The organism is Pseudomonas sp. Sample_23 (assembly GCF_004307595.1).
GTDB lineage: Bacteria > Pseudomonadota > Gammaproteobacteria > Pseudomonadales > Pseudomonadaceae > Aquipseudomonas > Aquipseudomonas atacamensis.
Window position 1 is genome coordinate 69,788 of sequence record NZ_RCNX01000001.1, and the last position, 11,017, is coordinate 80,804.

The following is an 11,017-nucleotide window of genomic DNA, read 5'->3' on the forward strand; positions in this document are numbered from 1 at the left end:
TGAGAGTAACCACCGTCGCAAGACCCTTTTGTGTTAATCCTGACGGTATACAACGCTCTTCCCGCCCCCCATCTGTGTCTCCTGATCTTCGAACGCACGGGCATTTTTCGCAGTGTCCTTGGCACTTAGGTCTGGATCACAGTCAGGAGTAATCAGAACAGAGCATTCAAAGCGGGACGATTACACGATGGTATCGGGCTTGGTTTCGGATGCGGGGCAGAGCGGTTACACCAGACGGCTGTGCGCTCAGTCATCCAAATAGCGCCAGGCAGAATTGCTCGACGGGCAGCGTTGCAGCGGCTCAGAAATAGTTAGTCGCCTGGGACGAACCGCATTGGATAGTTACGATAAGATGGACACTGAGGCACCAATCTGTCCCCTTAGTGGGGCCGGCAGCGGACCTGCCCGTGATGGCCATCAGAGTGATAGCCACGGTGACCACGTAAACCTTGCGGATGTGAGTCTGGGGCGATATGAAGAACATGTTAATAGGCATCGCTGCGCAAGTGCTGCCGGAGTTGTTTCGGTGTTTGGAAGTGGACTAGTTCTTGAGCGATCCAGCGATCCTAGGTGGATTAACTCACCTTTCGAAGCGGCTGATCACTACAATGCGAGACGGATATAATCTGGCATCCAGACCCATGGGAGGTCAGTCCAATGAGTTCTTCATTCTTTAGACCTCAAACAGGGGCCGCTACTCAATCGCCGACGTTTCAGTTGACCCATGCTGAGAAAGGAGGCTTAAGTCATCTTGACATCCTGCGCCTTGTCCAGGCTGGTTTCGCCCTTAGCGATGTTGAGGCTATGGTCCGCTCATCGAGTCTATTCAAAGCTCACAAGCTCCTGGAGCGGATAATAGGAAAGTCCGCTCGGACCATCCAACGGCTGAGTAAACCCCACAACAAAGTCCGATTGAGTCCCCGGCAGAGCGCTGTAGCGCTCCAATACGCACAGGGGCTTGAGCTAGCAGTGACCGTCTTCGGTTCTCAAACGCTCGCTGAGAATTGGCTTGGACGGTCGTGTAAGCACCTGTCAGGGATTGTTCCATTCGAGATACTCGATACCTCAGTGGGTTTCAAAGTTGTGAAGGACTATCTCGACCGCGCTCGCTTGGGTGTCTACCAATAACGGCGTGCCGCTCCACGCGATACGGTGACTCCGGCCACTCATAGGCCCGCTAGCGTAAGGAGACAGAAGATGAAGTTATCGGTAAGGCTCGCCAGTACCATGGCATGATAAGGTTTGACAGGTCCCCCTCCCCCGAAACCAAAGGCTATCGAAACAATGCTTCTACAGCACGAAACGGCGAACTTCGGGGGGAGGATTGACATTTTCCGCCACGAGCAGCATTTGGTTTGACGGGGGATACGCGCTGGTTCGACCTTAACGCCGCAAAAAATCGTAGTAGATTGACACTTTTCCGGAACTCAGACCTAGAGTTGTCCCAATCGAGCGGACACTGCCCAGCCGCCTCGTAGCGTCATCTCAAAAAAATAACTTTATGCTGGCCTCTTGAAATCTACAGAAACGACGTCATTTTAGCATTATAAGGCCACTACGATGGAGCGTTCCATGGCGGCACATAGCGGTAGCATCAAAATTCTTAGCCTAAATGGTGGAGGGGCTAGAGGTCTGTTTACCATCAATGTGCTCGCTGAGATTGAGCGAATCATTGAACAACAGACCGGACAGTCGAACGTAAAAGCAGGAGAGTACTTCGACCTGATTACTGGCACCTCAATTGGTGGAATTCTGGCGTTAGGGCTCGCATCCGGAAAAAGTGCAAGGGAGCTAGAGGCGGTCTTCCGTGTCCAAGCCCCCTCAATCTTTCCGCGCATAAGCTCTTGGCGGAAAAAATTGAAGGCTGCTTTTAGTGCACGATACAGCAGCGAACCACTCTATGACGCCGTCGTAAGCATGATTGGAGCCGAAGCCACATTTGGTGACTTGACACGTCGTGTCATGATTCCTGCTGTGAACCTCTCCACCGGCAAACCGCAGTTTTTCAAAACTCCCCATAATCCGGCGTTCAATCGTGACGGTCGCCTCAAGCTGATAGATGCAGCAATGGCGACATCGGCTGCACCTACCTATTTTGCGCCTCATCATTGCGTGGACTTAGATGCGTACTTCGCTGATGGAGGCTTGGTTGCAAACAATCCAAGCTTCATCGGACTACATGAAGTTTTCCGGGACATGACCAGCGACTTTCCGGATGCCACAGTTGCCGATGTCAAGATATTGAATATCGGCACTTTAGGTGAGGAGTATACGGTCAGTCCAGCCGCGCTGGAGTCAAAACGCAACAACGGCTATCTCGGATTGTGGGGCATTGGTGAGCGGTTGGTGCTGACTACCATGACTGCGAATCAGCAGCTTCATAAAGCAATGTTGGAGCGGGAGCTCAGAACCCATAACGCATCAGAAAATTACGTCTACCTGGACGATATCGTTCCTAACGAGGCAGCATCCGACATCACTCTGGATAACGCCAGTGAAAGTAGCTTGCGTAACCTCGCTAGCCGGGGAAAACAGCTGGCTACGAACGAGTTCACCAAAAACCCTTTATTGCAAGCTTTCTTCAAACAACAGGCACCGCCCTTTACTTTACCTGGCCCCGTTCAGCAGGAGCAAAAGCTATGAGCTGGAATTTCCACCGCTACTACAACGACAGCACTGACGGGCTCATTGGTAAGTTGAGATTAGCAGAGCCTCGTGTCGCGAAGCTTAAAGGGTTGCGTGACCTAGTCCGAAACCGCACAAAAGATGTTTTCAACGAAGCGAAAGAGGTCGTTAAAACATTCAGCACGGACATCTCTCTTGAAAGTATTACAGCTCGAGTTGCGAACACTCGGTTGAAATATCTTAGCCCGCAAGCTCAGGCTGAGGCGGCAAAGCTTCTCAGAGACATGGATGATGAAGCTCGGAAAGCCTTCCTGGCTCTTACACCGCGCTTCTGGACGCAGGGGAGTTTTCAGTACGATACACTAAATTACCCGTACGCCACTCCGCCTCAGGAAATGGACATAGATGATGGCACGTATCTCCCAATGGCCATCTTTGAAGATCGCCCCATCATTGGGCACCAACTGCTCCTGCTTCTTGTGGACTCATCCCTGAAGTCGTTGGTGCATGAAAACGAAGGCTGGCAGTTTGAGGCCAAGCGAACCTGTGCTCGAATCAAAATTCCCGCAGAGTACACACACATTGATGTCCCTATGTATGCAATTCCAAAAGACCAGTTTTTGCTCAAGGAAGCAGCCCTGGCGAAAAGTCGTAGTACAGTCTTTGACTCGATAAATGGATCTCTTTCATTAGAGAGTGCCGACTATGAGCTTGATGAGGACTGCGTGAACCTGGCGTTGCGCGAAGGCGATCAAAAGTGGATGAAGAGCGATCCCAAAATTGTCGAAGACTGGTTCAACGATAGCTGTCGACGTATTGGTCCTCACCTGCGCAGTATTTGCCGCTTTATGAAGGCGTGGCGAGATGTTCAATGGGAAAAGGGTGGTGGTCCTTCGTCCATTTCGCTAATGGCCGCTACCGTCAGTATTCTCGATCGTATTGCACACGATAAAAATGATCTTGGGGCTACGATGAGAATGCTCGCAAAGTACCTCCCTGACGAGTTCTCAAATGGGGTGGAAAGCCCAGACCACACTGACGAAAAACCGCTCTTTCCGCCGCGAATCGAGCACGGGGAGCGTGAGTTGGAAATCATGGCGAGACTCTCTGAGCTATACGGTATTTTGATTGATGCTCAGCAGTGCTCATCAAAAGAGCTCGCTCTCGAATCCATCAATCGTGCGTTTGGCCAGCGGGTACTCCAAAGCGACCTTATCGTAAGTGAAAAGTCTGCCCCTGCGTTTGCCAATGAGCCTACACGTGGCGCTCAAGCTACGACCATCAGCACCACGATGGCGAGCGGTTAACACTAGATGCTTAGTGAACTTCATCAGGTATTGCTGGGATGCGGGTATCAATACACCAAGGCCCAGCAAATCCCCGAAGGCACGCCTCTGCGTCTCCTCAACCCCGCCAAAGGCTTTTACGTCAAATCTTATGGAACTATGGGGGGCGAATTCAGCGTTGCTTTGAGCCTCCCTATAGATCCCTATATCACTTTACCTAATGCGTACATTCTCAAAAAGCCTGACCAGTACAAGAGTCGATTGCTGCCACATGTCAATCTTGGGTGGTACCTGTGCTATGCCCGAGAGATGGAAGCTGACTGGGATGCGAATAATCTTCAGGAGCTGTATCTGCAGGTCGATTGTCAAATCCAAACAACACTAGATGCCGCAGTCACCTCAGCGGATCAAGGTTTACCCGATGACCGGGAAATGGAGGGCGAGTTCTCATCCTATTGGCTGCCCAAGAAGAAGCTATATCTTCTCTCAGATGCATCAGAAAAATTAGAAATGCAATGTTATGTGACTCTCAATGAGAGTGGATTAGCAAACCCAGGAAAGACCTCAGGTGAGGAGTGGGTTGCCTATGAGAAAGAGGACGAAAGCGAATTCAATGAGTGGCTACGGCAAAGACGCCTTACGAAGCAAGAAGGGAGGACGATTCTCACCAGCTATTTTGCAATCAACCCTTCCCGCCTAGCTGGTGTGGAATGGCCGCCAGAAAATCTCCGGGAACTACTGCAGTGGCTTACCGAGGTAGATCTGAGTGCTCGTAGCCGCCTTCTGGATCACTTTGTGCATAATCCGGTGAAACGCCATGTGCTTCTTTTCGATGTTCGTCACCAGGACTTAGTAGGGCTCTTTGTTGAACTCGATATCGCTGCTACGGGATTGAATACCTATCCCCAGAAAAACAACCGGAAGAAGAATACGGGGCGTGTAGTCAAATCGAAGACGCTGATCACATGTCTTTCCGCCAAGCGCTCAGTTCAAAAATTCTCTCGACTTGGGGTAACCAGAGCAGACAGAAAGACGATTTTGGGCCGCAACCGCCGTCGATCAGCGACCGGCGACTTGAGTACTAAACGCATTGCGCTCCTAGGCTGTGGAACCATAGGTGGGTATCTATGTGGGTTGCTGCTTCGGTCAGGCGCAGGTTGCGGAAACGCTCGATTTGATCTCTACGACGACGACTCATTCGGCCCTCAAAACTTTGGACGCCATCCACTCTCAACCGTGGATTTTGGGCAGAACAAAGCAAAAGCTTTAGCTGCAACGCTCAAATCCTCTACACATTTGAATTGTAAGGTAGAGGGAAAACCCTCTCACTTTTCAATTACCCCTGAGTTGCTGAAACAGTACGACATCGTCATTGATGCGACTGGCCGGCCTCCAGTCGCTAAACGCTTGGCTCACGTAGTTCGCACAATACCGATCGACAAGCGTCCCAAGATTGTTCACGGATTCAACGACGGCAACGGTCGCTCATCGAAAGTGATGATTGACGATGGTAGTTGCTGCTATGGGTGTATGGTTACCGATCCAGCCTTTTACAAAAATGGCTTGGACCTGCGGTTCAGCAAAATCAATGCGGACAAGGAACGCTTCGTCAGTTGCGGAAATACCTTCACACCCTATGACGCGGCGGTCAGCGTTATCTCTGCGGCGATGATGCAGGAAGCTGTACTTTCAATTTTGGAGCCATACCTTAGTTGGACGTACAGCGAGCACATGCTGGACGGCAGTCGTTCCAAGCAAGCTCGACTCTTACCTCGACAACGCAACTGTCCCATTTGCCATGATTGATACTGAGCTTACATTTACAGATGAACATGGTGGGTTGCTTGTGATCATGCCCGCTCCTCTAAGAAAAATGCAGGCCTACCGCCAGTTAGGTTGGTTTAGCACCGAAGCTGCCGGTGTACTCATCGGAGAGCGTCGAGGACCGCACATGGTGGTGCATGAGATATCCGAGCCTGGACCTGGCGATATCAGGCGCCGATGCTTTGTGGACAGAAGAGGGCCGCATCATCAGATTGCGGTAGATGAAGCCTTCATCAGTTCGTCAGGGATGCTTCAATATCTCGGAGAATGGCATACCCACCCGGAGGACTCCCCCTCTCCATCATCTACAGATTTAGGCTCATGGCAGCGGCATCTTATTGGCGGCCATGAAAAAATGGTTTTATTGATAGTAGGTCGTAAGGAAATCTGGGCAGCCAAAAAGGACGCTCGAACACTTACTCCTCTTTTTGAGGCTTAATGGAGGCTCCCTACTATAAGTTCTCGGAAAGGGCCAGTGGCGGCGAAGTCAGTTCTCCGATCTGGCGGCGGTCGTTTACGACTTCAGCCCGAGCCATGCTGGCGAACATGTTCGAAATTTCCTCGGCCAATGGAACGGGAAGCTGGTCTGCGATGACTTCGCTGGCTACAAGGCAGACTCAAGCGCTGGATAGCGCTGATGGTGCTGTGCCGAACGATAACAACTGGTGCGAGAAACAAATCCGGCCTTGGGCTCTTGCGCGCTCAAACTGGCCGTTCGCTGGCTCGTTACGTAACGGTAACGTGCGGCGGCGATCATGGGTTTGATCCAGTCTGCGCGGCTCAATGGGCATAACCAGTATGTATACTAGCCATTATCCGTTGATTGTCACGGCCGAGTCTAGCGATCAGCAAATTCAAAGGGAGCTTCAATGCATTTAGTAATGCTCGACACGTGCGTCTGGCTACCTATATCGAGCAAGAAGCAGAGCTGCCAATCTGACGTCCATTGGCATATGGTTAGGGAAGGAATCATCAAGCTTCTGGTGCCCGAGCTTTTGCGTACACAATTTGAGCGAAACAAGGGGAAGAAATTTTAAATCGAGCAGGCAGCCAACTTCGAAAGGTTCAGGTTCGTGACTCAAAGGAGGCGATGCAGGAATGGATTGTCTGAAGGATTACTTTATTTAACGTGAATTATGATCATTGGCTGCGGTGCAATACCGATTTCTGCCATTTTCTTTGGCCACATAGAGCATTTCGTCAGCAGCGTTAATGAGGTCGGTGGGGGTAATGTTCACTTCAACAGGCTGACAAACAGCGATACCCGCGCTGGCGGTGACGTGTCCTAGCGGATGGTTGGAATGCTCAATTCTCAATGCTCGAATTGCTCCCAATATACCTCCGCGACGAGCACCGCGCCTACTTGGTCAGTATTGGGTAGAAGTACGGCAAATTCTTCTCCTCCATATCTAGCGGCTAGATCTCCAGGTCTCTTTACCGCTTGGGCAATCGTTGCCCCGACAGCGCTGAGACAGTTGTCGCCGGCCGCGTGCCCGTTTCGATCGTTGTAGCGCTTGAAGTAATCAACATCCAGCAGTATCAAAGATAGCAACGTCCCTTGGCGCTAGCGAGTCGTATTTCGTCGTTTAATGCACTGTCCAATCGACGTCATTTGCTAGTCCAGTGAGACTATCGTGCATCGCCATATCTCGCATTGCCCTGTGCGCGTATCGCAATTCTCTCTTACCTAACATTCTTTGACGAAGCTGGCTTAGAACCATGATAGCGAAGACAGCGAGCACGCCGATCAATGAGAAAAGCACGATGCCCGTTCTTATCAGGCCACGGCGCCAGGGGGCGATAATGGATTCAACAGATAGCCCCGCTTCTACTACGAGGGGATAGGTGCTGAGCGCCCGATAAATATATAAACGTTCCGTGTCGTCAATGACGGCTTTGATTTCCACGATTCCCTCGTTGGCGGAAGGAAGGAGGAGCCTAAAATCTCACTATTCGCAAGACTCTTACCCACACAGATGGGATAAAAGGACGCCGAACTAGAATCGTTCCTGTGCGCAAGGCTAATACTAGAGCGCCTTTGTCGTCGATTCTGAAGTCACCGTAATAGCCCACGGAATAACTTACTTTTAACGTTCCTAGCATGACGCCAGCGAAGGAACCGTCCGGATTATTCAACCGGCGAGATATGGGGGTAATCAAATCGCCTGTTGATTTACTTCTTACTACTTCTCCTATGCGAACATCACGACTCCTGTGCGAGCGATGATATTTGATAATTGCGGTCAGCGTTATTGGCAGTTTCGAAGGTGATCTCTTTATCTGTCACAATCCATTGATCATCAGGGCCGTATATAAACAGTCCATGAAGCTGTGGCATTAAATTTGATTGCTGAACCAGCAGATTATGAATTCGAGGGACGTTGATGCCTCGTATCCCGTCGCCTTCGATCTGTTCACGTAGTGCTGCGGTCAAAATGTCGACTTGGCGAATAGCATCCTCTGCGTGCTGGGCAGTTGCACGAGCCAGGTTGGTGACCGAGTCACGGGCTGACGCGAAAGCTGAGCGATAGTCGCGCCATGTTCTCCAACCTTCGACTGTAAGAAATGCCGAGCCAACCACTGACATGAAGGCCACAGTGAGCCTAAAGGTAGATCTGGCTCGAGCGGCCTTCACAAACCGTTTCTTCGTAACGTCATAGGAATGTCCCTAAGACGAACGCGGCCATGCATTTACGGAACTCCTGCAAGTCATAAATGGCTTTGCCCTTTGGTTGCTCATCCTGAATTCAGGATTGGAAACGTGGGCCAGCATTCGGTATGTCAGCACGTTTGAGCTCCTGAAAATCCCTGCTTAGCGCTACGTGTCTAGTGATGACAGTGTGAAAGTTTGAGAATTCAGATTTCTCCGATTGCGCGCCATTATTAAGCGTCCGATAAACATCATTGACCGCTTGCCACAGACCAACAGCCTCCGATTGATCTGTATATAGGGAAGCAGGCGGGGTAGGAAATTGTGACCCGCGATCGCTATTGATGCTTCACCAGCGTGTCAATACCGTCCGGTTTGACATGTATACCGAAGCGATCCGCCAGCGTTGAGGTCGCCCGATTCATCCCAATCACATCTACATGGATGCCTTCGCCGGAAGCCTAGTTCAACGTTGTCCAAGGTGTCCAGTTGCTCCTTGAGATCAAAAGCGTTGGCGAATCTGTCTACCGAACCAACGAACACTTGGCCATTCACGTCGTTCGTACGATGGGCACAGGATCACGTCGAGGCAGCAACCAAGGTTTCAGACCTGACTTCTGAGGAAGTTTTGGACTTCTTCATGCACCCGGTTAAGCAACAGGTCTACGTCTGTGGACGAGCCGCTGTCGAGCGCATAAGCCAAAGCCAGCAAGGCCAGTGGGTGGGTGCCTAGAGTTGAACTGATTGACTCGAGTTTTTGCAACGTGGGGCTAGTTTTACCGTTTTCTAGCAGGCTGATGAAGTTTGTACTGCTGACCACCGAAAAATCTTCTTGGATCAAACCCTTGCTTTTGCGAGCGAGCTTTAGCGCTTGTCCAAAGGAGTGCCGTATGTCCATTTTGTAGCCCTACAAAATGGCAAGATCAAGCGATAACGGGTAACATAAGACCACCAAGTATATTGGGTGCTATCTGATATACATTCACATTTAGGTGGCCGTGTGTTTAAGACAACTGAGCAGTCCGCAGTGTTTCCTGCACCCAGAGGAACGGATGGAGTTCAGTTTTGGACCCACGTCGAGCACGAAGTGCTGTGGCCTTGGTATTACCTCCAGGTCGTGCAAGATTTCGGCAGTGAAGAGATGCGCACGATGTTGATGCTGCCAACGGCGGCAGAGTTGGCAGACGCTGTGCTCGCGCGCACGGAGTTCGTATGGTTGGAAGCCGCTTACATCGCGACCCCCGATGGCTACAACGAAAGTGGCGGCTGGAAGCTGGAGCCCCTCTTGGAAGTGGTGATGTTCCGTAGTGAAAAGGGTTTTCCATCCTGTGTCACCCACTTGGTCGACAGTGGGAAGATGTATTCAATTGGTGAACCTGGCTCCTCTCACTGCGCTCATTTCGAAAAAATATTCGATGCTGGCATTCATCTGGGTAAGTTCAAGCAACGCTAGGCGAGCAGGGGGCTGGCCGCACCCAGATTCCCACATATGCAACGCACTCTGGTCGTGAATTTAAACAAGTCGAGTTGACGTTCTGGCGACGTCACGCCTCCAGAGTATTGCGTTGAGGTTTTCGAGTTTATCAACGTGTCGGCAATCCGGCGTGGCCGTGATCCATTTATGGAATTGGTTGCAACGTTGGGCTGGAGCCAGGCCAGCTATGTCGTTTTCTCTCGTCGTGAAATTCCGACGCATTGTGTTTCGGAATTGTAAAAGCCTTGCGCCTCTTCGGCGGGAGGCGTGAAAGCTGTTCTTCGATAACGTTGAGCCTGGCCGAGCGCTATGGTTTTACGCCGAAGGTTTTTCGACCTCATCAGGCGCAAACCGAGGGCAAGGTTGAGGGCTTTACCAATATTGGAAAATAGCTTACTAGTGCTTCTGGCCCCATCGCTCAATCGAGTCATACTGAAGCTGGCGAACAGCAGGGGTAGGCCCTTGGCTGATTGTATGTAGCCAACGCCCGAATACATGTGCAATGGGTAAAATCGAAGCACCGGCTCGATGCTGAACTGCACCATTTATTTCCGCTGCCTGAACCCAAAAAATGCCTCAAAGGTGCCTATCTCCATTAATCAACAACTCATTCAGCGCCGAAGCGCTATTTTTGAAAGCTGCAGCGAATACTGCGCGATTCTTTGCCATGTAGATGCTTGCGTCTTCAGCGTGCTTTTCTGAAAGGCCTGAGACGTTCTTGAGCAAAGCCTCTGTTAAAAGCTCTGCCAGTTCAAGCATCTGATCGTGCGCGTCGGCGGATTTTCGATCCACGAATGTAGTCTCCAAATCGCGGGTACTGCGGTAAAGGGTTTCAACAGCCATTTTGACCTCATCCTCATATTCAGTGTTGAAAGGGTTAGCCCAAGCGCTCTGCGCTCTATGGCCAATAGGTAAAGCAACTTACTGATTCTGAGATCAATGAGCTAACTAGGCAGGCTTGGGCAAAAATATCTAGGCATGAAATAGCATCGTTTCTGGCACTGACCGGAATTGCGTGGCATCTAGGCCACTGTTTTTCCTCAGAAAACTTCCATCGTCCTCCAGCAACAAGCTCTAACTAGTCACCTACGCGATACACAAAACCATGAACAAGCGCTCCAGATCTCGGCTGCTGCGGTATACCACTTCGACGGCCAT

General features: G+C 50.9%; 7 protein-coding genes and 3 pseudogenes. 6 read left to right on the forward strand and 4 right to left on the reverse strand.

Going from position 1 to position 11,017, the window contains the following annotated elements:
* Window positions 1-1,572: 1,572 nt before the first annotated feature.
* The 5 genes and pseudogenes from D8U82_RS00320 to D8U82_RS00340 form a co-directional block, all read left to right on the forward strand.
* On the forward strand, window positions 1,573-2,643 hold the full coding sequence (locus D8U82_RS00320) for a CBASS cGAMP-activated phospholipase (protein ID WP_241668024.1): 1,071 nt from the start codon (window positions 1,573-1,575) through the stop codon (window positions 2,641-2,643).
* The gene (locus D8U82_RS00325; protein ID WP_130901463.1) at window positions 2,640-3,932 is read left to right on the forward strand and encodes a cyclic GMP-AMP synthase DncV-like nucleotidyltransferase; all 1,293 of its coding nucleotides are present in this window, start codon (window positions 2,640-2,642) and stop codon (window positions 3,930-3,932) included. Before D8U82_RS00320 ends, D8U82_RS00325 begins: the two co-directional genes overlap by 4 nt.
* A gap of 6 nt (window positions 3,933-3,938) precedes the next feature.
* Window positions 3,939-5,717, forward strand: a complete 1,779-nt coding sequence (locus D8U82_RS00330; RefSeq protein WP_130901464.1) for an E2/UBC family protein — start codon at window positions 3,939-3,941, stop codon at window positions 5,715-5,717.
* On the forward strand, window positions 5,710-6,174 hold the full coding sequence (locus tag D8U82_RS00335) for a Mov34/MPN/PAD-1 family protein (protein WP_130901465.1): 465 nt from the start codon (window positions 5,710-5,712) through the stop codon (window positions 6,172-6,174). Before D8U82_RS00330 ends, D8U82_RS00335 begins: the two co-directional genes overlap by 8 nt.
* A gap of 46 nt (window positions 6,175-6,220) precedes the next feature.
* A pseudogene (locus D8U82_RS00340) lies at window positions 6,221-6,541 on the forward strand (transposase); the annotation flags it as partial.
* Window positions 6,542-6,859: 318 nt separating this feature from the next.
* Here D8U82_RS00340 and D8U82_RS28335 read toward each other — a convergent pair.
* From D8U82_RS28335 to D8U82_RS00350, 3 genes and pseudogenes are all read right to left on the reverse strand, one after another.
* Window positions 6,860-8,322 (reverse strand): annotated as a pseudogene (locus tag D8U82_RS28335) (sensor domain-containing diguanylate cyclase).
* A gap of 401 nt (window positions 8,323-8,723) precedes the next feature.
* Window positions 8,724-8,958: pseudogene (locus tag D8U82_RS28340) on the reverse strand (sodium-independent anion transporter); the annotation flags it as partial.
* 31 nt (window positions 8,959-8,989) lie between these two features.
* Window positions 8,990-9,283 carry a helix-turn-helix domain-containing protein gene (locus tag D8U82_RS00350; RefSeq protein WP_130901466.1) on the reverse strand — a complete coding sequence of 98 codons (294 nt, stop codon included), beginning with the start codon at window positions 9,281-9,283 and terminating at the stop codon, window positions 8,990-8,992.
* A gap of 102 nt (window positions 9,284-9,385) precedes the next feature.
* Here D8U82_RS00350 and D8U82_RS00355 point away from each other — a divergent pair, with 102 nt between their 5' ends.
* Window positions 9,386-9,838: a hypothetical protein gene (locus D8U82_RS00355; RefSeq protein ID WP_130901467.1), complete on the forward strand. Its 453-nt coding sequence runs from the start codon at window positions 9,386-9,388 to the stop codon at window positions 9,836-9,838.
* A 597-nt stretch (window positions 9,839-10,435) separates the two neighbouring features.
* Here the strand turns inward: D8U82_RS00355 and D8U82_RS00360 are convergent.
* Window positions 10,436-10,702, reverse strand: a complete 267-nt coding sequence (locus D8U82_RS00360; RefSeq protein ID WP_130901468.1) for a YebG family protein — start codon at window positions 10,700-10,702, stop codon at window positions 10,436-10,438.
* Window positions 10,703-11,017: the final 315 nt, after the last annotated feature.

Excerpts from the sequence above, each read along its gene's own strand:
- D8U82_RS00325 (WP_130901463.1), top strand. The coding sequence starts at position 2,640 with ATGAGCTGGAATTTCCACCGCTACTACAACGACAGCACTGACGGGCTC.
- D8U82_RS00330 (WP_130901464.1), top strand. The coding sequence starts at position 3,939 with ATGCTTAGTGAACTTCATCAGGTATTGCTGGGATGCGGGTATCAATAC.
- D8U82_RS00335 (WP_130901465.1), top strand. The coding sequence starts at position 5,710 with ATGATTGATACTGAGCTTACATTTACAGATGAACATGGTGGGTTGCTT.
- D8U82_RS00320 (WP_241668024.1), top strand. The coding sequence starts at position 1,573 with ATGGCGGCACATAGCGGTAGCATCAAAATTCTTAGCCTAAATGGTGGA.
- D8U82_RS00360 (WP_130901468.1), bottom strand. The coding sequence starts at position 10,702 with ATGGCTGTTGAAACCCTTTACCGCAGTACCCGCGATTTGGAGACTACA.
- D8U82_RS00350 (WP_130901466.1), bottom strand. The coding sequence starts at position 9,283 with ATGGACATACGGCACTCCTTTGGACAAGCGCTAAAGCTCGCTCGCAAA.